Source organism: Rathayibacter sp. PhB1, assembly GCF_004362935.1.
GTDB classification, from domain to species: Bacteria; Actinomycetota; Actinomycetes; order Actinomycetales; family Microbacteriaceae; genus Rathayibacter; species Rathayibacter festucae.
On record NZ_SNYD01000002.1, the window covers coordinates 492,096 to 512,452 of the forward strand.

Consider the following 20,357-nt stretch of genomic DNA (forward strand, 5'->3'; position numbering starts at 1 on the left):
GCTTGCTCTGCATGCTGGTCGAGTAGCCCCGCAGGGGCGTATCGAGACCCACCACCGTCAGCACGATGGCTGCGCAATCCCCTCGTCCCGATCACGGTGGATCTCGATACGCCCGCTGCGCGGCCTACTCGACCAGCATGGGTCCGCTCCATGCTGGTCGAGTAGCCCCGAAGGGGCGTATCGAGACCCACCTCCGTCAGCACGAGAGCCGTGCAGTCCGCCCGCCGCGAGGTCTAGCGTGAAGGCATGACAACCGCTTCTCCGCGCCCCGTCCGCATCGGCGTCCAGATCGCCCCGCAGCACGTCTCCTACGAGGTCATCCGCGACACGCTCGCCGAGCTCGAGGACATCGGCGTCGACATCGCCTTCAACTGGGACCACTTCTACCCGCTCTCCGGCGAGCCCGACGGCCTGCACTTCGAGGGCTGGAGCATGCTCGCCGCCTGGGCCGAGCAGACCAGCCGCATCGAGTTCGGCCCGCTCGTCACCTGCAACAGCTACCGCAACCCCAATCTGCTGGCCGATATGGCCCGCACGGTCGACCACATCAGCGCCAAGGGCGCCGAGGGCCGCCTGATCTTCGGCATCGGCTCCGGCTGGTTCGAGCGCGACTACCAGGAGTACGGCTACGAGTTCGGCACCGCCGGCTCGCGCCTCGACGAGCTCTCCGAGGCCATGCCCCGCATCCGCGCCCGCTGGGACAAGCTGAACCCCGCTCCCACCCGCGACATCCCCGTGATGATCGGCGGCGGCGGCGAGAAGAAGACCCTCCGCATCGTCGCGGAGCACGCCGACATCTGGCACAGCTTCTCCGACGTCCCCACCCTCGAGCGCAAGCTCGGCGTCCTCGCCGACTGGTGCGGACGCGTCGACCGCGACATGGACGCCATCGAGATCTCGACCGGTGCGAGTGTCCGCGGGGGAGTGGGCGACGCCTCCTTCGGCGTGCTCGACCAGCAGTTCGACCTCGGCGCCCGCCTCTTCACCCTCGGCATCACCGGCCCGGACATCGACCTCCAGCCGGTGCGCGACCTGCTCTCCTGGCGCGACGGCAAGAACAGCACCACCCGCTGAGCGGCTCCCCGGGTGTCAGCCGGGCGCGTCCGTCGCCCGCTGGTCCCCGGGGATCGCCTGCGCGAGCCCGGCCTTCTCCGCGGCGAGCACGAAGGCGTCCGCGAGCGCGACCTGGCCCTCGGCCGTCGGGTGCACGCCGTCCTCGGCGAGCAGCCCGTCGGCGCGCAGCGGGTCCGGGTACTCGAGGGCGATCCCGCCCGCCGCGTCCACGGCCTCCACGAGCGCCGCGTCGTACGCGTCGAGATCCTCCGGGCGCGGATCCGGTCCCCACACCGAGTCGAGCGCGATCAGCTTCGCGGAGGGGGAGGCCTCCGCGATCGCCTGCACCGCCGGGCCCATCGCGTCGGCGACCTCCTCGGGGGTCCAGCCGAGGTCGTTGCTGCTGGCGATCAGCACGATCGCGTCGGGCCGGGTGTCGGCGATCTCCTCGGCCCGGTCGCCGACGGCCACGCCGCAGTCGCCGGGCTCGATGAAGCCGCCGCCGTCGCAGCCCAGGTTGACCACGCTCCAGCCCAGGTCGTCGCCGACGAGCGCGGGCCAGGCCTGTCCGGGATCGAGTCCCAGGCCGCGGACGATGCTGTCGCCCACGATCGTGACCCGCGCGCCGGCCGGCAGTGCCCCGCCGAGCGCGAGCGGCGCGGAGTCGGACAGCGGATCCGGGGTCGGCGACGGCAGGGCGGTGGCCGTCGCGGCGGACGCCGTCGGTGTCGCACCCGCTCCGGCGGGAGCGCCGCTGGCACTCGAGCACCCGGCGAGAGCCAGCGCGCTCGCGCCGAGCAGCAGCGCGCCCGTGAGGAGCCGTCGGGTCATGCCCGCGGGTCCTTCAAACCGTCACGAAGCTCGCCGGCGAGCGCGCGGACGACCGCCTTCAGATCGCCGTCGTTCGCGGCCGCGGTGCGCAGCTGGCGCTGGTAGCTCGCACCCGCGACGAGGATCAGCTCGACGTCGGCCAGCTCCGTCGCGCAGTCGAGGCGCTCCGCCACCGGCGCGAGCGTCGTGAGCAGATCGCGGATGTCGTCGGTCACGAGCCGCTCGTTCCCGGCCGCGTCGAGGATGATCTCGGCGTCGAGTCCGTAGCGCGCGGCGCGCCACTTGTTCTCCCGGACGTACCAGGGCTGCATCGTCGCGAGCGTCCCGCCCTCGTCGAGCTGCGTCGAGAGGTGCTCGACCAGGCACTGGATCAGCGCCGCGACCGCGCCGATCTCCTCCGGCGAGGACAGCCCGTCGCAGGCGCGCATCTCGACCGTGCCCCACTGGGGCGAGGGGCGGATGTCCCAGCGGACCTCGGTGTGGTCGTCGATGACGCCGGTGCGCATCATGTCGTCGACGTACTCCTCGTAGTTCGCCCAGGCGCCGAACTGCGGCGGCAGCCCGGCGGTCGGCAGCTGCTGGAACATCAGCGCGCGGTTCGAGGCGTAGCCGGTGTCGACGCCGCCCCAGAACGGGCTGGACGCCGAGAGCGCCTGCAGGTGCGGGTAGTAGTCGAGCAGCGCGTTGAGGATGGTGAGGACCTTGTCCCGGTCCTCGATCCCGACGTGCACGTGGATGCCCCAGATCATCATGTTGCGGCCCCACCACTGGGTGCGGTCGATGAGCCGGTGGTACCGCTCCTTGTCGGTGATGGTCTGGTCGTACCACTGCGCGAACGGGTGCGAGCCGGAGCAGACGAGGTCCAGGCCCATCGGGTCGGTGATCTCTCGCACCTGGCGCAGCTGGTCCTGCAGGTCGGCGACGGCGTCGCGGACGGTGCGGTGCACGCCGGAGACCAGCTCGACGGTGTTCTTCAGCAGCTCGCCGGTGATGCGCGGGTGCGGCGATCCGTCCTCGCCGCGGAGCGCCTCGAGCACGACGTCGGCGACGTTGGCGAGATCGCCCGTCTGCCGGTCGACGATGGCGACCTCCCACTCGATCCCGAGGGTGGAGCGGTCGGATTCGGCGAAGGTGATCTCCATGACGGCGTCCTCGTCAGTCCGGCGTCCACCGGGGCGGGACGCGCCCCCACATCCTCGCACCAGAGACCGGAGCGGACGCCGAGTGACGGGTGTCCGTGTCGGGGCCGCAGGCCGGGGGTTTTTCTGGCAGAATGATCCGTCGGGTCCGAGGCGGTCGACCCTCTACTCACCGCCGAAGAAACCCCCTCGAGCTTCCGGCCGGGTGTGCACCCCACGCTCACGGCTCAGTTCATCCATCATCGACCTCACGGTCAACGACCACACAGGAGAATTGTGGCTGTCAAGATTCGTCTGAAGCGCCTCGGCAAGATCCGAGCGCCCTACTACCGCATCGTCGTCGCCGACTCGCGCACCAAGCGCGACGGTCGCGTGATCGAGGAGATCGGTCAGTACCACCCGACCGAGCAGCCCTCGTTCATCAAGGTCGACTCGGAGCGCGCGCAGTACTGGCTCGGAGTCGGCGCGCAGCCGACCGAGCAGGTCGCCGCGATCCTCAAGCTGACCGGCGACTGGGGCCGCTTCAAGGGCGACGCCGACGCCGTCAGCACCGTCCAGGTGAAGGAGCCCAAGGCTCCGTTCGTCGTCGACGCGAAGAAGAAGCCGGTCCTCAAGCCGAAGTCCGAGGCTCCCGCCAAGGCCACCGCGCCCGAGGCGCCCGCCGCCGACGAAGCCTCCACCGAGGCGTAGTCCATGCTCGCTCCCGCCGTCGAACACCTCGTCAAGGGGATCGTCGAGAACCCCGATGAGGTCAAGGTCGTGGCTACGAGCTCCCCGCGCGGAGAGGTCCTCGAGGTGCGCGTGCACCCCGAGGACCTCGGCCGCGTGATCGGACGTTCCGGTCGCACCGCCAAGGCCGTCCGCACTCTCGTCGCTGCCCTCGCCGACGGGCGACGCGTGCGCGTCGACGTCGTCGACACCGACAAGTAGGGTGGCGGCCCCCGCAGCGGGCACGACGCAGCTCCGCGTCGCCCGACTCACCAAGGCCCACGGGCTCAAGGGCGCGATCAAGCTCGAGCTCTACACCGACGAGCCCGACAAGCGCTTCACCCCCGGCGCCTCCTTCACGCTTCAGGTGCCCCGCACCTCCGAGTGGCACGGCAAGAAGCTCGAGCTCGTCGAGCTGCGCTGGTACAACAGCCATCCCGTCGCGTTCTTCAAGGGCATCGCCGACCGCGACGCCGCCGAGACCCTCCTCAAGGCGATCCTCTGGATCGACGAGGAGGTGCAGACCGAGCCCGGCGACGACGACTCCTGGTACGACTACCAGCTTGTCGGCATGTCCGTCGTCCGCGACGGCCGCGAGGTGGGCACGGTCCGCCGCGTCGACCACTTCCCCGCGCAGGACCTCCTGATCGTCGGCACGCCGTCCGGCGAGGTGATGGTCCCGTTCGTGAACGCGATCGTCCCGTCCGTCGACCCGGTCGCCGGCGTCGTCACCGTCACGCCGCCGATCGGCCTCTTCGAGGAGGCTCCCGAGGAGGAGCCCGCCGAGGTGGACCTCAGCGGTATCGACCTCTCCGACCCCGAGCTGGCCGCGGCCGCTCCGGTGGACGAGGAAGACGACGCCGAGTCCGGTTCTGGTTCCGCCGACGTGACTGCCGACTCCGCTCCGGCCGACTCCGCCGGTGACGACTCCGCGCATGCCGCGACCCCGGACTCCCAGGAGGAGCCGCGGTCGTGAGGATCGACATCGTCACGATCTTCCCGGAGTTCTTCGGTGTCCTCGACATCAGCCTGCTCGGGCGCGCGCGCCAGAGCGGGCTGATCGAGCTGGGCGTGCACGACCTCCGCTCCTTCACCCACGACCGGCACCGCACCGTGGACGACACGCCCTACGGCGGCGGCGCCGGCATGGTGATGCGGCCCGAGCCGTGGGGCGAGGCGTTCGACACGATCCTCGATCCTGCGGCGGACCCGCTGGTGATCTTCCCCTCGCCCGCCGGCGAGGTCTTCACCCAGGCCACCGCGCGCGAGCTCGCGCAGGAGTCGTCCCTCGTGTTCGGCTGCGGCCGCTACGAGGGCATCGACCAGCGCGTCGTCGACCACACCGCCGAGCGCGCCCGCGTGCGGATGATCAGCCTCGGCGACTACGTCCTCAACGGGGGAGAGGTCGCCGTGATGGCGATGATCGAGGCCGTCGGCCGCCTCGTCCCCGGCGTCGTCGGCAACCCGGCGAGCCTGGTCGAGGAGAGCCACTCCGACGGCCTGCTCGAGTACCCCAGCTACACCAAGCCCGCCTCCTGGCGCGGCCTCGACGTCCCCCCGGTGCTGCTCAGCGGCAACCACGGAGCGATCGCCGCCTGGCGCCACGAGCAGAGCGTCGAGCGCACCCGCCGCGTCCGCCCGGAGCTCCTGCCCTGACCCGCCTCCGCGAGATGCCACTTGCGTACGCCTTCCTCGGCGTGTCGCGTACCTAAGTGGCATCTCGCGACTCCACGCCTGGCCCAGTTCCCGCGAGATGCCACTTGTGACCGCCTTTCTCGGCGTGTCGCGCTCATAAGTGGCATCTCGCGGCGGGGGTCAGGGCGCGCGCGTCAGGGTGAGGTGGCGTTCGCGGAGGGCGAGGAAGAGGGGGAAGGCGAAGGCCAGGGCGACCAGGGGCGCGAGCAGGACGAGGATCCAGACCCGCTTCATGCCGATGCGGCGGCCCTCGGCGATCATGAAGGCGACGGCAGCGATCGCCACCACCAGCAGGTCCGTCGTGATCGACGAGACCGCCGGTCCACCGCCCGCGAGGTCGCCGAGGAAGTCGACGCTCTCCAGCACGGCGCGGACGTTGTACGTCCAGGTGCCGACGAGGCCGGCGACGGCGAGCACCAGGTAGATCACGGCGGGCGGCGTCCAGCCGCGGCGCAGCCGGCTCATCGCGCCACCTCGGCGGAGGCGCGGCGGACAGCGACGACTCCCGCGACCACGAGGGCGAGCACGACAGCGCCGCCGACGGCGAGGGTGAGCGCATCCGGAGCCACGATCGACTGCTCGCGCAGCGCCTGCCAGCAGGTCAGAGCGACGAGGGCGGACCAGGCGAGCGCCGCGAGCGCGACCAGCCGGAGGCGGAGGGTCGCGTCGCCGAGCAGCCGCATCCGCGTCGCCAGCCGAGCGAGCGCGAAGGCCAGCAGCGGCAGCCCCTGCAGCGCGTGCATCCCGAGGAAGTGCGGGATCCGCAGATCGCCCCCCGTGGTGCTCCAGCCGAGCAGCGGCAGACCCGCGCCGCCGTCGTCCACGCCGACCGCGTGCGCGCCGACGACGCCCTGGTAATCGGAGAGCTGCGAGGCGGTCGGCCCGGTCATCAGGAAGGCGAGCGCCATCCCGACGAGTCCGATCACGAGTCCGGCCCGGACCGCGAGGGTGAGGGAGGGGTCGCCGAGCGGCACCCGCGCCAGGAGCGCGGCCAGCACCAATGTGACCAGCCAGACGACGACGATCGACACCGCCATCGCCGCCCACAGCGCCGAGTGCAGCGGGGTGGTGACGTTGAAGTGGCTGGTGACGCCTACCGCGGCGGCGCCGCCGATGACGACCATCTCGATCGCAAGACCGGCGACCGCGATGCTGCCGAGGATCCGCGCGAGTCTCCGGCGGCGCTCGGGGACGAGGCCGATCAGCCAGGCGAGCGTCAGTGCGTAGACGGCGATGGAGAGGCAGAACTTCAGCGGCTTCGCCCAGAGCGGCTGGCCGCCGAGCTCGCGCGGGTCGACGAGCAGCAGGACGAGGCAGGCCAGGACGCCGACCGCCATCGCCGCGGCGAGGACGAGGAGCGGGCGGTGCGGACGGGCGGGGACCGCTGCTGCACGCTCCGGACGCTGGATCGTGGCGGTCATCGCGCCACCTCGGCGTTCTCTCGCGTCGCGACGTGCTCGGAGGCGGACGCCGAGTCCTGCCGCTCCCCGAACCGCCGCTGCGTCTCCCGGGCCTGGGCGACCCGGCGCATCGACTGCAGCACGACGTCGCCGAGGGCCGTACCCACCGCGGCGATCGACGTCTGCTCGCTCACGCTGCTGCGCGCCTCGAGCTCGTCCAGGTCCGCGCTCGCGACGATCGCCGCCGCCCGGGCGTAGGCGTCGAGCCAGGACGGCGTCATCCCGCCCCCGGAGAGCTCCAGGGCGTCGAGAGCCCGCGCCGCCGTCCGCACCGCGGGGTGCTCGCAGTAGTCGTCGCCGACCACCGACCGCACCCGCTCGAGCGCGTCGTCCGTGGCGACGGCCTCGGAGTCGACGTTCGCGGAGACGACGTCCTGCGCCACCTCGAACGCGACCGCCGGGGGAGCGCCCTCGTCCAGCACGGCCGTGATCCGTTTCGCGCCGGCGATGCCGACTCCGCCGCTCTCGATCAGGGCGCGGAGCAGGCCGAGCCGGGCGAGGTGCTCGTCGCCGTAGTCGGACCGCTGCGGCCCCGAGGCCGTGCCCGGGGGGAGCAGTCCCTCGCGGATGTAGTACTTGATCGTGGGCAGGCTGACGCCGCTCAGGCGGCTGAGTTCTGAGACTCGCATGCGGATAGTATTGCTATCGGATACTGCCGCTGTCCAGTACTCGGCGGGAGAACCTTCGGGGCCGGGATCAGTCCCGTGCGGAGAGGACGATGTTGCCCGTCTCCGTGATCGCGATGGTGTGCTCCATGTGCGCGCCGCGCGAGCCGTCCCGGCTGCGGAGGGTCCAGCCGTCCTTGTCGGTGTAGATCTCGTCGGTGCTCTGCAGGAACCACGGCTCGATCGCGACGACCAGGCCCGGGCGCAGCGGGTAGCCGCGGCCGGCGCGGCCGTCGTTGGCGATGTGCGGGTCGCCGTGCATGGTGCGGCCGACGCCGTGGCCGCCGAAGTCGGTGTTGATGCTGAGTCCCTCGGCGCGGGCGACCGCGGCGATGGCGGCCGAGATGTCGCCGATCTTCTTGCCGGGCTGCGCGGCGGCGATGCCGGCCTCGAGCGCGCGCGTCGTGGTGTCGACCAGCTTCAGGTCCTCGGGGCGGGGCGTGCCGACGGCGACGGTGATCGCGGAGTCGGCGACCCAGCCGTCGACGGAGGCGGCGAAGTCGAGGGTCAGCAGGTCGCCGTCGCGCAGGCGGTAGTCGAAGGGGAGTCCGTGCAGCACGGCGTCGTTGACCGACGTGCAGATCACCTTGCCGAACGGGCTGGCGCCGAACGACGGGTGGTAGTCGATGTAGCAGGACTCCGCACCGGCCGAGCGGATCATGTCGTGGGCGAGGCGGTCGAGCTCGAGCAGGTTGACGCCCACGGCGGCCGCGGCGGACGTCGCCTTCAGCACCTCGGCGACGAAGCGGCCGGCCGGGCGCATCTCCTCGATCTCGGCGGGTGTGCGCAGCTCGATCATGCTGATCCTCTCGGGGGTCGCTGAGGCGTTCTTCAGCGGTCGTGGGTACCGTCGGTGCATGCGCACGAGACGGGCTTTCGGTTCCTGGCTGTACCCTGCGGCGGTCGTCCTGCCGCTCTGGATCCTCCTGGGGTACGGACTCTTCGGAGGATCGAGCGGCTGGACCGTGCTCGGCCTGGTCATCGCCCTCCCCATTCTGGCGGTCGCTCTGGCCGTCGTCGCGAGCGTCGTGGCGTTTCGGGTGACCGTGCGGCCCTCGCGGACCCCCGCCTGGGGTGACGTGGCGGCGCTCGGCGCCTGGCACGTGTCGCTGATCGCCTTCGGCTTCTTCCCTCCCGGAGCGTGGGCGCTCGGCCTGCTCTCGATCCTCCTGGGCGTCGTCGCCTTCACTCACTCCGTCTGGCGCTTCTTCACCGATGCACGCGCGACGCTCCTCGCCTTCGCCGCGGCCGCCGAGGTGCAGGCCCAGGGCGGCCCGCAGCCGCAGCCGGTGACGGACGAGCGCTTCGACCCGGACCGACCCCAGGACGGCCAGACGATCGTCCTCTGAGGCCGCGCGCCCCGCTAGCAGCGCCTCCGACTCCGTCGCCGAGTCCTCGAAAGTTGCGGTAGTCGCGGTCGACTACCGCAACTTCTGCGTACTGGCGAGAATCCGGCCGGCCCGCCGCTTTGACGTCGGCTCCGGCGCCATGGCAGAATGAGCGCTTGTGCCTCGCGCAGGCTCTGCCACAGGGGAGCCGCGACAACGTGGGCACGACCGACCTCCATCAACGAAACGGTGTTCGACCTGTGGCGGGCACGGAGAGCGATACAGCATGCACATCCTCGACTCACTCGATGCGGCGTCACTCCGCACCGACATCCCCGAGTTCCGCGCCGGCGACACCGTCAAGGTGCACGTCAACATCGTCGAGGGCACCCGCTCGCGCATCCAGATCTTCCAGGGCGTCGTCATCGGCCGCTCGAACGAGGGCGTCCGCGAGACCTTCACGGTCCGCAAGGTCAGCTTCCAGGTCGGCGTCGAGCGCACCTTCCCGGTCCACTCCCCGGTGATCGACCACATCGAGGTCGTCACCCGCGGTGACGTGCGTCGCGCGAAGCTCTACTACCTCCGCAACCTCCGCGGCAAGAAGGCGAAGATCAAGGAGAAGCGCGACTCCTGAGCGGCGTCCGTACAGCGATTCCCGGACCCCGGCCCATCTATGATGGACCGGGGTCCGACCCTTTTCCGGGGCGGTACGACCCGGTGATCCACAGACCGGCGCGGCACCGCGCGGGTCGACCACAGTAGGGGCCACGGCACGCGATGACAGACAGCACGGCCCCCGTGACCCTCCCGCACGACGGCGGCCGCCACTCCGCCGATCCGGACGGCGAGCACCGCCCGCGCCGTCGCCGACGGGGAGTGCTCCTCTTCCTCCGCGACGTTCTGATCATCGTCGTCGTCGCAGTCCTGGTCTCGTTCCTCGTCAAGACGTTCCTGATCCGCTCGTTCTACATCCCGTCCTCCTCGATGGAGCAGACGCTGGTCGAGAACGACCGCATCCTCGTGAACGAGCTGGTCCCCGGCGTCGTCCCGATCTCGCGCGGCGACGTGGTCGTCTTCCGCGATCCGGGCGGCTGGCTCTCGCCGACCACGGAGCCCGAGGTCCCCGCGTTCCAGGCCGCGATCGACTCCGCTCTCGCGCTCGTCGGCCTCACCGCGCCCGACAGCAACGACCACCTGATCAAGCGGGTCATCGGCCTGCCCGGCGATCACGTCACCTGCTGCACGCCGCTCGGCCAGGTCGAGATCAACGGCAACCCCATCTCGGAGCCGTACGTGAAGCTCCCCGACGGCGTCCAGGCGGTCTCGGCGACCCCGTTCGACGTGGTCGTGCCCGAGGGCTCGCTCTGGGTGATGGGCGACAACCGCTACAACTCCGCTGACTCCCGCTACAACACCGACAAGCCCGGCAACGGCTTCGTGCCGATCGACAACGTCGTCGGCCGCGCGATCCTGGTCACCTGGCCCGTGCAGCAGTGGGCTTGGCTGGACGACTATCCGTCGGTGTTCCGCGGCGTCGACACCGAGGCGTCCGACGAGCAGTCGGAGGACGACCGGACCGCCGCGGGCGGGCGCTAGGTGGTCGTCGCCGACCCGGATCTCCGCGAGGAGCGCCGGCTCTTCCGTCAGGGCTACGAGAGCGTCATCGGCTGCGACGAGGTGGGCCGCGGCGCGATCGCCGGCCCGGTCTCGGTCGGCGTCGTCGCGATCGGCTCGCGCTGCGGCCGCTTCCCGGAGGGCCTGCGCGACTCGAAGATGCTCGCCCCCGCCCGTCGCGAGGCGCTGCTGCCCGGCGTGGTGAAGTGGGTGTCCGGCTGGGCGATCGGCGAGTCCTCCGCCGACGAGATCGACGACACCGGGATCATCGCAGGCCTCGGCCGCGCCGCCTCGCGCGGCATCGAGCGCCTCGTCGACCAGGGCGTGGAGCTGTCGCGCGCGGTCGTCCTGCTCGACGGCAAGCACGACTGGCTCACGCCCGCGCTCGGCCCGTTGGCGGCGGAGCTGACGATCGTCACCCGCGTCAAGGCCGACCGCGACTGCGCCTCCGTCTCGGCCGCCTCCGTGCTGGCGAAGGTCGGCCGCGACGGCCAGATGGTGCGCCACCATGACGACTTCGCCGACTACGCCTGGGACAGCAACAAGGGCTACGGCAGCGCCGCGCACTGGGCCGGCCTCGACCGCGTGGGGCCGTCGCCGCTGCACCGGGTGACCTGGCTGTCGCGCTCGCGCGAGGCCGGAGCGGACGCCGTCTCCGCCTAGGGCGGTCCCGGTGCCGGGCGGTGTCGCGTAGAATCGACGGACGATGGATGAGGACGAGTTCGAGGACTACGACCGCGAGGTCGAGCTGGCACTGTACCGGGAGTACCGCGACGTCGTCTCGCAGTTCTCGTACGTCGTGGAGACCGAGCGGCGCTTCTACCTCGCCAACGAGGTCGAGCTGGTCCGCCGCGACACCGAGCACGACTTCTACTTCGAGCTGACCATGCGCGACGTGTGGGTCTGGGACGTCTACCGCTCCGACCGCTTCGTGAAGTCCGTCCGCGTCCTCACCTTCAAGGATGTCAACGTCGAGGAGCTCTCCCGCAAGGAGTTCGAGCTCCCGAAGGAGCTCGCCCTCGACGAGTAGGGCCTCCGGCTCGTTCTCTCCGGGGTGACGAGCGCTTCCAGTGCACACCCCACCGTGCCGAGGAGCGCTTGCAGCGCACCATTCTCCGGCTGAGGAGCGCTTGCAGCGCACTCTTCCCTCCGCTGATCGAGTAGCGGTGGCGGTCATCGGCACCTCGCAGACGGACGTCGCTGACAGCTCTTCCCTCGCGACTCCGCCGGCACCACCCATGCTGGTCGAGTAGCCGCCGAAGGCGGCGTATCGAGACCCACGATCGAGCAGACCTGCGGCGTCGAAGTCCGCTCTCTCAGTGGCTGATACCACTGCGCCTGGCCCGACTCATGCTGGTCGAGTAGCCGCCAGAGGCGGCGTATCGAGACCCCATCCGCCGACGATCCCGCGCCGATCGACGCCGCCGGACCCGTCCTCCACAGCTCCGGATTCCCCACCCCCTCCCCAGTTCCGCCGCCGCCCGCCCCGTGTCCCCTCTCCCTCCGCGACCCTTCCGCAAGGAGGTTCTGGATGGACAAGGACGAGTTGGGTCGGCGTGGCGAGGAGATCGCTGCGGCGCACCTGAGGGAGCGCGGTTTCGAGATCCTCGACCGCAATTGGCGGGTGCGTGATGGGGAGTTGGACATTGTGGCGCGGGAGGGTGCGGCGCTGGTGGTGGTGGAGGTGAAGACGCGGTCGTCGACGCGGTTCGGGTTGCCGATCGAGGCGATCACGCGGGTGAAGGCGCAGCGGTTGCGTCGGTTGGCGTATGCGTGGGCGCGGGAGCACGACGAGCGCTCGCGGCATCTGCGGATCGACGCGGTCGGCATCGTCGCTCCGGAGGGTGTGCCCTCGCAGGTCCGGCATGTGCGGGCGGTGGCCTGATGGGGCTGGGGCGGACGTCCGCGGTCGGCCTGGTCGGCTTTACGGGCGCCGTGGTGGGCGTGGAGGCGCATTCAGCGGACGGCACTCCGGGGATGGTGATCATCGGTCTACCGGATGCGGCGCTGTCGCAGGCGAAGGAGCGGGTGCGGTCCGCGGCGATCAACTCGGGCAGCGGGATCGCGGAGTACAAGATGACGGTGAATCTGTCGCCGGCGGCGATGCCCAAGCACGGGTCCGCGTTCGATCTCGCGATCGGGCTCGCGGCGCTGGCGGCGCTGGGGGAGGTGAACCGGGAGTCGGTCGCGGCGGTCGTGCACATCGGCGAGCTCGGGCTGGACGGGCGGCTGCAGTCGGTGCCGGGGGTGCTGCCCGCGGTACTCGCCGCGGCGCGGGCCGGCCGATACAGGGTCATGGTGCCGGAAGACGACCGGCTCGAAGCGGAGCTGGTGGACGGGGTGGACGTCATCCCGGTCTCGTCCCTGGCCGCGGCCGCCGTCTGGCACGGGGCGGAGTGGGACGTGCCGGTCCTGCCGGAGCGCTCCGCTCCGCCTCCAGCTGTTCGTGAGCCGGAGTCCCGGCTCGACTTCGCGGACGTGATTGGCAACGAGGAAGCGGCGTCCGCGATGATCGCCGCAGCCGCCGGCGGGCACCACGTGTTCCTGCTCGGTCCGCCCGGCGCGGGGAAGACGATGCTCGCCTCGCGCCTGCCCGGGATCCTGCCTGACCTCGACGACGAGGCGGCACTCGAGGCGACCTGCATGCGCTCCCTGGTCGGGGAGCACACCGGCGGGGCGCTGGTGAGGCGTCCGCCTTTCGAGAGTCCGCATCACTCCGCCTCCGCCGCAGCGATCGTCGGCGGTGGCAGCGGAAGGATCCGACCGGGTGCCGTTGCACGCGCGACTCGCGGGGTCCTCTTCCTGGACGAGGCTCCGGAGTTCTCGGCCGTCGCCCTCGACGCGCTGCGGCAGCCGCTCGAGTCGGGCGTGATCCGCATCCACCGTGCGAACGTCATGGCGGAGTTCCCGGCCCGCGTGCAGCTCGTGCTCGCGGCGAACCCGTGCCCCTGCGGGCGCCACGGCATCCGGGGTGAGATCTGCTCGTGCTCGCCGCCGGTGCGGCGCCGCTACCTGGCGCGGCTGAGCGGTCCGCTGCTCGACCGCGTCGACATCCGGCTGACGGTCCGGCGCATCGGCGCGGCACAGCTCGCCGTCCGTCGCGACGAGCCGGGGCTCTCGACGGCGCAGGCTCGCGCGCGAGTGGTCGCCGCGCGCGCCCGTGCTCGAGCGCGCTTGGCAGGCACACCGTGGTCGGTGAACGCCGAGGTCGACGGCGCGTGGCTGCGCGCGAGTCCGCAGCGCCCGACCGCCCGGGAGTCGAGCACCCTCGACCTGGCCCTGGAGCGCGGGCTCGTGACGATGCGCGGCTACGACCGCGTGCTGCGCCTCGCCTGGACGCTCGCCGACCTCGACGAGGTCGACCGCCCCGCTGCGAGTCACCTCGCCCGCGCACTGATTCTGCGGGGAGCGGGCTCGTGACGGCCGTTGCCGAGCTCTTCGACCGGACCGAGACACGGCTCGCGCGGCGCCTGCTTCCCGAGGACGGCGAGTCCGATCCGGTGGAGGCGCTCGCGCGCGCGGCCTGGTCCTCGCTCGCCGAGCCCGGCGATGCGGTCGCGGGGACGCTGATCGAGCGATTCGGCGCCGGCGGCGCGCTTGCGCACGTCGTGGGGTCGGCGTCCGCCGGAGAGATCCTCGCGGAAGCGGCGGCGGCGGGCGTGCGCCGGAGGGGGACCGGATGCGCGGATGACGCTGCCGCGGTGATCGGCCGCTCCGAGAACTCGTTCGACTCGACGATCGACGGAGAGAGCGACGGAGACGATTCCCGCAGCGGAACGAGAGTCCTCGCCGCCGGATTGGCGCGCTGGCGCCCCCGGGTCGACAGGGCCCTGCTCCTCCGCCGCCTGCATATCGCGCACCGTCTCGACGCACGCCTCCTGCTGCCGGGCTGCGACGGCTGGCCGCAGCCGCTCGCCGACCTGGGGGAGCACGCGCCGTTCGTGCTCTGGAGCCGCGGCGATCCGCTCGCCCTCGCCGCTCCGCATCGGCTGGCCGTCGTCGGGGCCCGCGCCGCAACCGGTTACGGCGAGCACGTCGCCGCGGACCTCGCCGCCGGCACCGCCGAGCGCGGCGCCCTCATCGTCTCCGGAGCCGCCTTCGGGATCGACGCGGTCGCACACAAGGCCGCCCTCGGAGCGGGTGGCAGCACGGTCGCCTTCCTCGCCGGCGGCTCCGACCGGCTCTACCCGACGGCGCACACCGACCTCCTGCACCGCGTGATCGCGACGCCCGGCTGTTCGGTGGTGACGGAGGTGCCGCCGGGCACCACGCCTACGCGCTGGCGCTTCCTGCAGCGCAACCGGCTGATCGCCGCAACGACCGCGGCGACGGTCGTGGTGGAGGCAGGTGCCCGCTCCGGATCGCTGAACACCGCTGGACACGCGGCCGCGCTCGGGCGCCCGCTCGGTGCAGTGCCCGGCCCGGTCACGAGCGCCTCCTCGGCGGGCTGCCACCGGCTCCTCCGGGAGTACGCCGCGACCTGCGTGACGTCGGCTCCGGAGGTCGTCGAGCTGCTCGGCATGTCCGCGGTGCTCGCTGCTGCGCCGGAGGTCTCACGGACGGCGTCGCGCGTCCTGGACGTCCTCCGCGCGGACGGTGCGCACGAGACCGACTCTCTCGCGCAGCGCTCAGGCCTGTCCGTCCCCGAGACACTCGACCTGCTCGGCACCTGCCTCGCGACCGGGCTCGTCCAGCGCGACGCGGAGGGGAGGTGGAGAGCCGCCGCATGAGAAGCGGGTGAAGGGAGGTGGCGGTTCAACGCAGGAGGACCGGGTGACGTTCCGCTCCGTCCCTCGCCGGCCGGCGAGGCATCCGCTCCTCGACGGCGCCTGGAGGCGAGCGACTCGCGGGAGGAGGTTCTTCCGGCCTCGCGAGGCACGGGGAGAGACTCCGCCTCGATCCACGGCGAAGCAGCCCGTCCGGAGCATCCCGCGCGCACGGCCTGCGCCGAGCCGCCGGGGTGCTGTCGGCGGTGCGCCCTACGCTGTCGAACAAGCAGCGAGGGGAGCCGCATGGGTGACGAGACGACGACGAGGACGCAGCCGGAGCATCCGCAGCTCGGGCACTTCCGGGCCGCCGACCGGGTGGTCGCCCATCTCAGCGACACGCACTTCCTCGCTGAGGGCGCTCCGCTCTACGGGCGCGTCGACACCGTCTCCCGGCTCGAGCAGGCCGTCGCGCGGCTCGTCGAGCGCGGTGGCCACCTCGACGCGATCCTCGTCACCGGGGACGTCGCCGACCGCGGCGAGGAGGACGCCTACCGACGGGTGAAGGACGTCCTCGATCCCGTGGGAGAGCGCTTCGACTGCCCGATCGTCTGGGTGATGGGCAATCACGACGAGCGCGGTGCGTTCCGCCGGATCCTCCTCGACCAGGAGCCGGGCGATGTGCCGACCGACACCCCGATCGACCAGGTCGTCGACCTCGGCGGGCTGCGGCTCATCGCACTCGACAGCGCGGTGCCCGGCTATCACCACGGCGCCCTGACCGACGAGCAGATCGAGGCACTCCGAGCCGAGCTCGCGACGCCCGCCCCGCTGGGCACGATCCTCGCGCTGCACCACCCGCCGCTGCCGACGCCGCTCGGAGCGATGACCGTGCTCGAGCTCCGCGGGATGGACCGGCTGGAGGAGGTGGTGCGCGGGACCGACGTTCGCGCGATCCTCGGCGGGCACCTGCACTACCCGACGGCCGCGACCTTCGCCGGCGTCCCCGTCTTCGTCGCCGGGGCGACCAGCTACACGATGGACCTCGGCGCCCCGGAGCGCGAGCTCGCCGGCATCGACGGCGCGCAGAGCTTCTCGCTCGTCCACGTTCACCCGGAGACGGTCGTCACCTCGCTCGTCCCGAGCGCCACCGCGCCGATCGCCACCCGCTTCGGCACGGACCTGATCGAGAAGCTCGAGAGCCTCGACGAGCAAGGCCGCATCGGCCTGTGGTCGCGGATGCCGGGCACCGATGGCTGACACTCCTCCCGCAGGCCTGCCCCCGCGTGTCGAGCCGCTCGCGGCGGCCGTCGAGGACTTCCTCCGCTACGTCCTCGACGAGCGCTCCCTCTCACCCGCCACGGCCCGCGGCTACCGCGCCGATCTCTCCACCCTCATCGATTTCGCCGCCAGCAGGAAGCAGCCGATGCTTGCGCAGCTCGACCTCGAGCTGCTGCGCGACTGGCTCTGGCACGAGTCGCAGACCGGCGTCGCCCGCGCGACGCTCGCCCGGCGGACCGCGGCCGTCCGCTCCTTCTCGTCCTGGGCGCAGCGCTCCGAGCGCCTGCCGATCGACGTCGCCGCGCGCCTGCGCACGCCGAAGGGCGGGCGCCCGCTGCCGCGCGTGCTCACCGAGCCGCAGACCGAGCACCTGATCGACGTGGTCGCGGCGCGCGGGGCGACCGAGGACCCGGTGGCCCTGCGCGACCTGGCGATCATCGAGCTGCTCTACGCGTCCGGCATCCGCGTCTCCGAGCTCGTCGCGATCGACGTCGGCGACCTCGACCTGAGCCGGCTCACCGTGCTCGTCACCGGCAAGGGGAGCAAGCAGCGCGTCGTGCCGTTCGGCGTGCCCGCGAAGGAGGCGCTCATCACCTACCTGGAGAAGGCCCGCCCGCAGCTGCTCCCGGACGCGAAGACCAGCGCGACCGGAACGAGCACCCCGGCCCTCCTGCTCGGCCGACGCGGCGCCCGCCTCACCCCCCGCACCGTCTACGGCGTCGTCGCCCGGCTCCTCGACGGCGGCCAGGGCTCCGGCCCGTCCGGCCCGCACACCCTCCGGCACACCGCGGCGACGCATCTGCTCGACGGGGGAGCGGACCTCCGCGCCGTCCAGGAGCTGCTCGGCCACGCGAGCCTCGGCACCACGCAGATCTACACCCACGTCTCGACCGAGCGGATCCGCGAGGCCTACCGCCTCGCCCACCCGCGCGCCTGAGCGCGCTGCCGTCACCACCGCCTGCTCCGGATCGGCGACCGCTCCTGCGGCCACTCCGTCCATCGGCAGCAGCACCGCCCGCGGGATCCCGCCGAAGAACCGCATCGGGTTCACGTACTCCCCGTCCTCGCGCACCCCGAGGTGCACGCACGAGCCGTCGCAGTGCCCGCCGGCGCCCACGGTGCCGATGACGTCCCCCGCGCGCACCTCCTGACCCTCCGCGACGGACGGCTCCACCGGCTCCACGCTCGACACCAGCCCGTCGGCGTGCGCGATGCTGACCACGCTCCGGTCGACCACGCGCCCCGCGAAGGACACCCGCCCGTCCGCGACGGCCCGCACCGGAGAACCCGCCGTGGCAGCGAGGTCGATCCCGCGATGCCCCGCGGCGTAGCGATGCGCGGGCGCCCGCCACGGTTCGACGACGGAGAAGCCGTCCACCGGCGAGGTCCAGAGCATCGGAGCGAGCAGGGCGAGCACCAGGAACACGCCCGGGCGGAGGAGGAGAGGAGCAACCATGCGGACACCCTCGCCGACAGCGCAGAGGCGCGGGCGACTCGCGGCCCGACCGGGGGAGAAGCACCGGAGGACGCCGCCTGTGGAGGAGCAACTGCGAAAGCAGCGCTCCGCAACCCGTCCCGGCGGATTGGCAGGCGGGAGTAACGTGCCTGTGATCCGGAGCGGGCGCGGAGACACCGCACCCACCGGCGGCGAGAATCGGAGACGACCATGACCAGCGGACGATCTGACACCATCCCGAACCCCTCGGCGGCGAAACTGAAGAGGAAGGTGATCGGTCTCGCCATCGCGGCGGCGGTCGGCGGCTTCCTCTTCGGCTTCGACTCGTCCGTGGTCAACGGAGCCGTCGAGGCGGTGCAGGGCGAGTTCGAGCTGTCGGCCGCGCTGATCGGCTTCGCCGTCGCGTCGGCCCTCCTCGGCTGCGCGGTCGGCGCCTATCTCGCCGGTCGCCTCGCGGACCGCTGGGGCCGCATCAAGGTCATGCTGCTCGGCGCAGGCCTCTTCTTCATCTCCTCGATCGGCGCGGGCGCGGCCTTCGCCGTCTGGGACCTCGTCCTCTGGCGCGTCGTCGGCGGCCTGGGCATCGGCATCGCCTCGGTGATCGCCCCCACCTACATCTCCGAGATCGCGCCCAAGGCGATCCGCGGGGCGCTCGCGTCGCTGCAGCAGCTCGCGATCACGCTCGGCATCTTCGCCGCGCTGCTCTCGGACACCGTCATCGCCGAGGGCGCTGGCGGCGCGTCCGAGCCGTACTGGTTCGGTGTCGCGGCCTGGCGCTGGATGTTCATCGCCTGCGCCGTGCCCGCCGTGATCTACGGCCTCCTCGCCCTGACGCTGCCGGAATCGCCGCGCTACCTCGCCACGCGGGGTCGCTCGCAGGACGCGCGCAAGGTCCTCGCGACGGTCACCCCGCGCGACGAGGTGGACGAGGCACTGGCCGACATCCAGAAGAAGATCGACGAGGACGCCGAGAACGCCCAGCGCTCCAGCCTGCGCGGTCCGGCGCTCGGCCTGCTGCCGGTGGTCTGGGTCGGCATTTTGCTCTCGGTGTTCCAGCAGTTCGTCGGCATCAACGTGATCTTCTACTACTCGACCTCGCTCTGGAGCGCGGTCGGCTTCGACGAGTCGAACTCGTTCGCCATCTCGGTCTTCACCTCGGTGGTGAACGTCGTGGTCACCTTCGTCGCGATCTTCCTGGTGGACAAGGTCGGCCGGAAGCCGCTGCTGCTCGTCGGCTCCGCCGGCATGGCGATCTCGCTCGGACTGATGGCGCTCGCGTTCAGCCAGTCGACGATCAGCGGCGAGGACGTCTCGCTGCCCGGTGCCTGGGGCCCGATCGCCCTCGTCTCGGCCAACGCCTTCGTCGTCTTCTTCGGCGCGACCTGGGGCCCGCTGGTCTGGGTGCTGCTCGGCGAGATCTTCCCGAACCGGATCCGCGCCGCCGCCCTGGGCCTCGCCGCCTCGGCGCAGTGGATCGCCAACTTCGCGATCACCGTGACGTTCCCGATCCTGTCGCAGGACGTCTCGCTGACCCTCGCCTACGGCCTCTACGCGGCGTTCGCCCTCATCTCGTTCTTCTTCGTGTTCCTGTTCGTGCCCGAGACCAAGGGCCGCTCGCTGGAGGAGATGGACACCCTGCACATCCGCACCGTGATGAAGTCGGCGCGCAAGTAGCGCGCGGCCTCGCCTCGCTCCGGGCTCCGGCTCGCGAGAACGCCTCCGGCTCATGGAATCACAGCGGTTCTGCGAGCCGGAGGCGTATCCGCGTGCCGGAGCCGCGTGTCGGAGCCGCGTGGCTGAGCTGCGCGTCGGACTTCGGGCTCGTGATGGCGAATCGGGCTCGTGGGATCAGACGGTTTCTGCGTGCTGAAGGTGTTTCTGCGTGCCGGAGCTGCGTTTCGGGATTTCGGGCTCGCGGTTCCGGTCCGGGCTCGTGGGATCGAGCGGTTTCCGCGTGCCGGAGGTGTATCCGCGTGCCGGAGGTGGGTGCGGAGCCCCGGGCGCGTGATTTCGGCTCCGGCTCGTCGAATTGAGGATTCTCTGCGAGCCGGAGCCTCTTCTCCGTGCCGGAGGCGGGCAGCGGGACCCCGGGCTCGTGATCTCGGCTCGGGCTCGACGAATCGGGCGATTCCGCGTGCCGGAGGTGTTTTCACGTGCCGGAGATTGGCAGCGGGCGCGGGGCAGACACACGGGCTGCGCCCCGCGGGGGAGGCGGCCGTCCTGGTGCTAGTCTTCTCGGAGCACCTCGCTCGTCGGGGTGACTACGCGCGCCCATTCGGCCAACGCTCCCCACGGTCCCCTTCGCCCAGTGCGAGGAGGGCGGGAGCGCGCCGGGCGCCAGGGCGACGTGCCGACCGGCCGTCGCGGACAACCGAACGGGAGTTCGGCGCCGTCGTGCGCCCGAGCCCCAGAGAAGGAGAA

Annotated in this window: 22 protein-coding genes and 1 pseudogene; 16 read left to right on the forward strand and 7 right to left on the reverse strand. The window is 71.8% G+C overall.

Features of this window, described 5'->3' with window-relative positions:
- Positions 1-246: 246 nt before the first annotated feature.
- The gene (locus tag EDF17_RS06440; protein ID WP_123445710.1) at positions 247-1,074 is read left to right on the forward strand and encodes an LLM class F420-dependent oxidoreductase; all 828 of its coding nucleotides are present in this window, start codon (positions 247-249) and stop codon (positions 1,072-1,074) included.
- A gap of 15 nt (positions 1,075-1,089) precedes the next feature.
- Here EDF17_RS06440 and EDF17_RS06445 read toward each other — a convergent pair whose 3' ends face one another.
- Together EDF17_RS06445 and EDF17_RS06450 are read right to left on the reverse strand one after the other, a co-directional pair.
- On the reverse strand, positions 1,090-1,884 hold the full coding sequence (locus EDF17_RS06445) for an SGNH/GDSL hydrolase family protein (RefSeq protein ID WP_123445711.1): 795 nt from the start codon (positions 1,882-1,884) through the stop codon (positions 1,090-1,092).
- Positions 1,881-3,026, reverse strand: a complete 1,146-nt coding sequence (locus tag EDF17_RS06450) for a glutamate--cysteine ligase (RefSeq protein WP_123445712.1) — start codon at positions 3,024-3,026, stop codon at positions 1,881-1,883. The genes EDF17_RS06445 and EDF17_RS06450 overlap by 4 nt, the downstream gene beginning before the upstream one ends.
- 273 nt (positions 3,027-3,299) lie before the next feature.
- Between EDF17_RS06450 and rpsP the strand changes: the two genes are divergently transcribed.
- From rpsP to trmD, 4 genes are read left to right on the forward strand one after another with little or no spacing between them, the layout of a single operon-like run.
- Entirely contained in the window at positions 3,300-3,713 is a 414-nt protein-coding gene (rpsP, locus tag EDF17_RS06455; protein WP_123445713.1) for a 30S ribosomal protein S16, read from the forward strand.
- Between the two features lie 3 nt (positions 3,714-3,716).
- Positions 3,717-3,953, forward strand: coding sequence for an RNA-binding protein (locus tag EDF17_RS06460; RefSeq protein WP_123445714.1), 237 nt, complete (start codon positions 3,717-3,719; stop codon positions 3,951-3,953).
- Between the two features lies 1 nt (position 3,954).
- The gene (gene rimM, locus EDF17_RS06465) at positions 3,955-4,707 is read left to right on the forward strand and encodes a ribosome maturation factor RimM (RefSeq protein ID WP_123445715.1); all 753 of its coding nucleotides are present in this window, start codon (positions 3,955-3,957) and stop codon (positions 4,705-4,707) included.
- A complete protein-coding gene (gene trmD, locus EDF17_RS06470; protein WP_123445716.1) occupies positions 4,704-5,387 on the forward strand; it encodes a tRNA (guanosine(37)-N1)-methyltransferase TrmD in 684 nt (227 codons plus the stop codon). The genes rimM and trmD overlap by 4 nt, the downstream gene beginning before the upstream one ends.
- A gap of 159 nt (positions 5,388-5,546) precedes the next feature.
- Here the strand turns inward: trmD and EDF17_RS06475 are convergent, their stop codons facing one another.
- From EDF17_RS06475 to map, 4 genes are all read right to left on the reverse strand, one after another.
- A complete protein-coding gene (locus tag EDF17_RS06475; protein ID WP_123445717.1) occupies positions 5,547-5,891 on the reverse strand; it encodes a DUF2834 domain-containing protein in 345 nt (114 codons plus the stop codon).
- Complete coding sequence (locus EDF17_RS06480) at positions 5,888-6,847, reverse strand: hypothetical protein (protein ID WP_123445718.1); 960 nt, start codon at positions 6,845-6,847, stop codon at positions 5,888-5,890. The genes EDF17_RS06475 and EDF17_RS06480 overlap by 4 nt, the downstream gene beginning before the upstream one ends.
- Positions 6,844-7,515 carry a MerR family transcriptional regulator gene (locus tag EDF17_RS06485; RefSeq protein ID WP_123445719.1) on the reverse strand — a complete coding sequence of 224 codons (672 nt, stop codon included), beginning with the start codon at positions 7,513-7,515 and terminating at the stop codon, positions 6,844-6,846. Before EDF17_RS06485 ends, EDF17_RS06480 begins: the two co-directional genes overlap by 4 nt.
- Before the next feature lie 67 nt (positions 7,516-7,582).
- The gene (map, locus tag EDF17_RS06490; RefSeq protein WP_123445720.1) at positions 7,583-8,350 is read right to left on the reverse strand and encodes a type I methionyl aminopeptidase; all 768 of its coding nucleotides are present in this window, start codon (positions 8,348-8,350) and stop codon (positions 7,583-7,585) included.
- A gap of 58 nt (positions 8,351-8,408) precedes the next feature.
- Here map and EDF17_RS06495 point away from each other — a divergent pair, with 58 nt between their 5' ends.
- The 10 genes from EDF17_RS06495 (at position 8,409) to EDF17_RS06540 (ending at position 17,417) form a co-directional block, all read left to right on the forward strand.
- Positions 8,409-8,900 (forward strand): hypothetical protein, encoded by a 492-nt coding sequence (locus EDF17_RS06495; RefSeq protein WP_123445721.1) that lies wholly within the window; start codon positions 8,409-8,411, stop codon positions 8,898-8,900.
- 265 nt (positions 8,901-9,165) lie between these two features.
- Positions 9,166-9,513 carry a 50S ribosomal protein L19 gene (rplS, locus tag EDF17_RS06500; RefSeq protein ID WP_123445722.1) on the forward strand — a complete coding sequence of 116 codons (348 nt, stop codon included), beginning with the start codon at positions 9,166-9,168 and terminating at the stop codon, positions 9,511-9,513.
- A gap of 143 nt (positions 9,514-9,656) precedes the next feature.
- Positions 9,657-10,475, forward strand: a complete 819-nt coding sequence (lepB, locus tag EDF17_RS06505) for a signal peptidase I (protein WP_123445723.1) — start codon at positions 9,657-9,659, stop codon at positions 10,473-10,475.
- Positions 10,476-11,156: a ribonuclease HII gene (locus tag EDF17_RS06510; RefSeq protein ID WP_123445724.1), complete on the forward strand. Its 681-nt coding sequence runs from the start codon at positions 10,476-10,478 to the stop codon at positions 11,154-11,156. It abuts the gene before it with no gap.
- Between the two features lie 43 nt (positions 11,157-11,199).
- Positions 11,200-11,523: a DUF2469 family protein gene (locus EDF17_RS06515; protein ID WP_056044100.1), complete on the forward strand. Its 324-nt coding sequence runs from the start codon at positions 11,200-11,202 to the stop codon at positions 11,521-11,523.
- Between the two features lie 501 nt (positions 11,524-12,024).
- Positions 12,025-12,378 (forward strand): YraN family protein, encoded by a 354-nt coding sequence (locus EDF17_RS06520; protein ID WP_123445725.1) that lies wholly within the window; start codon positions 12,025-12,027, stop codon positions 12,376-12,378.
- Positions 12,378-13,913, forward strand: a complete 1,536-nt coding sequence (locus EDF17_RS06525; protein WP_123445726.1) for a YifB family Mg chelatase-like AAA ATPase — start codon at positions 12,378-12,380, stop codon at positions 13,911-13,913. The genes EDF17_RS06520 and EDF17_RS06525 overlap by 1 nt, the downstream gene beginning before the upstream one ends.
- Positions 13,910-15,223, forward strand: a complete 1,314-nt coding sequence (gene dprA, locus EDF17_RS06530) for a DNA-processing protein DprA (RefSeq protein ID WP_243732808.1) — start codon at positions 13,910-13,912, stop codon at positions 15,221-15,223. Before EDF17_RS06525 ends, dprA begins: the two co-directional genes overlap by 4 nt.
- A gap of 282 nt (positions 15,224-15,505) precedes the next feature.
- Positions 15,506-16,459: a phosphodiesterase gene (locus EDF17_RS06535; RefSeq protein ID WP_123445727.1), complete on the forward strand. Its 954-nt coding sequence runs from the start codon at positions 15,506-15,508 to the stop codon at positions 16,457-16,459.
- The gene (locus EDF17_RS06540) at positions 16,452-17,417 is read left to right on the forward strand and encodes a tyrosine recombinase XerC (protein ID WP_123445728.1); all 966 of its coding nucleotides are present in this window, start codon (positions 16,452-16,454) and stop codon (positions 17,415-17,417) included. The genes EDF17_RS06535 and EDF17_RS06540 overlap by 8 nt, the downstream gene beginning before the upstream one ends.
- A gap of 117 nt (positions 17,418-17,534) precedes the next feature.
- On the opposite strand, the pseudogene EDF17_RS06545 reads toward EDF17_RS06540, so the two are convergent.
- Positions 17,535-17,936 (reverse strand): annotated as a pseudogene (locus EDF17_RS06545) (M23 family metallopeptidase); the annotation flags it as partial.
- 210 nt (positions 17,937-18,146) lie between these two features.
- Between EDF17_RS06545 and EDF17_RS06550 the strand changes: the two are divergent.
- Positions 18,147-19,610, forward strand: a complete 1,464-nt coding sequence (locus EDF17_RS06550; RefSeq protein ID WP_123445729.1) for a sugar porter family MFS transporter — start codon at positions 18,147-18,149, stop codon at positions 19,608-19,610.
- The last annotated feature ends 747 nt before the right edge of the window (positions 19,611-20,357 follow it).

What these genes read in the sequence shown, in the direction of transcription:
- EDF17_RS06440 (WP_123445710.1), top strand. Translation starts at nt 247, where the DNA reads ATGACAACCGCTTCTCCGCGCCCCGTCCGCATCGGCGTCCAGATCGCC.
- EDF17_RS06445 (WP_123445711.1), bottom strand. Translation starts at nt 1,884, where the DNA reads ATGACCCGACGGCTCCTCACGGGCGCGCTGCTGCTCGGCGCGAGCGCG.
- EDF17_RS06450 (WP_123445712.1), bottom strand. Translation starts at nt 3,026, where the DNA reads ATGGAGATCACCTTCGCCGAATCCGACCGCTCCACCCTCGGGATCGAG.
- EDF17_RS06460 (WP_123445714.1), top strand. Translation starts at nt 3,717, where the DNA reads ATGCTCGCTCCCGCCGTCGAACACCTCGTCAAGGGGATCGTCGAGAAC.
- EDF17_RS06475 (WP_123445717.1), bottom strand. Translation starts at nt 5,891, where the DNA reads ATGAGCCGGCTGCGCCGCGGCTGGACGCCGCCCGCCGTGATCTACCTG.
- EDF17_RS06480 (WP_123445718.1), bottom strand. Translation starts at nt 6,847, where the DNA reads ATGACCGCCACGATCCAGCGTCCGGAGCGTGCAGCAGCGGTCCCCGCC.
- EDF17_RS06485 (WP_123445719.1), bottom strand. Translation starts at nt 7,515, where the DNA reads ATGCGAGTCTCAGAACTCAGCCGCCTGAGCGGCGTCAGCCTGCCCACG.
- map (WP_123445720.1), bottom strand. Translation starts at nt 8,350, where the DNA reads ATGATCGAGCTGCGCACACCCGCCGAGATCGAGGAGATGCGCCCGGCC.
- EDF17_RS06495 (WP_123445721.1), top strand. Translation starts at nt 8,409, where the DNA reads ATGCGCACGAGACGGGCTTTCGGTTCCTGGCTGTACCCTGCGGCGGTC.
- rplS (WP_123445722.1), top strand. Translation starts at nt 9,166, where the DNA reads ATGCACATCCTCGACTCACTCGATGCGGCGTCACTCCGCACCGACATC.
- lepB (WP_123445723.1), top strand. Translation starts at nt 9,657, where the DNA reads ATGACAGACAGCACGGCCCCCGTGACCCTCCCGCACGACGGCGGCCGC.
- EDF17_RS06515 (WP_056044100.1), top strand. Translation starts at nt 11,200, where the DNA reads ATGGATGAGGACGAGTTCGAGGACTACGACCGCGAGGTCGAGCTGGCA.
- EDF17_RS06520 (WP_123445725.1), top strand. Translation starts at nt 12,025, where the DNA reads ATGGACAAGGACGAGTTGGGTCGGCGTGGCGAGGAGATCGCTGCGGCG.
- EDF17_RS06525 (WP_123445726.1), top strand. Translation starts at nt 12,378, where the DNA reads ATGGGGCTGGGGCGGACGTCCGCGGTCGGCCTGGTCGGCTTTACGGGC.
- EDF17_RS06535 (WP_123445727.1), top strand. Translation starts at nt 15,506, where the DNA reads ATGGGTGACGAGACGACGACGAGGACGCAGCCGGAGCATCCGCAGCTC.
- EDF17_RS06540 (WP_123445728.1), top strand. Translation starts at nt 16,452, where the DNA reads ATGGCTGACACTCCTCCCGCAGGCCTGCCCCCGCGTGTCGAGCCGCTC.
- EDF17_RS06550 (WP_123445729.1), top strand. Translation starts at nt 18,147, where the DNA reads ATGACCAGCGGACGATCTGACACCATCCCGAACCCCTCGGCGGCGAAA.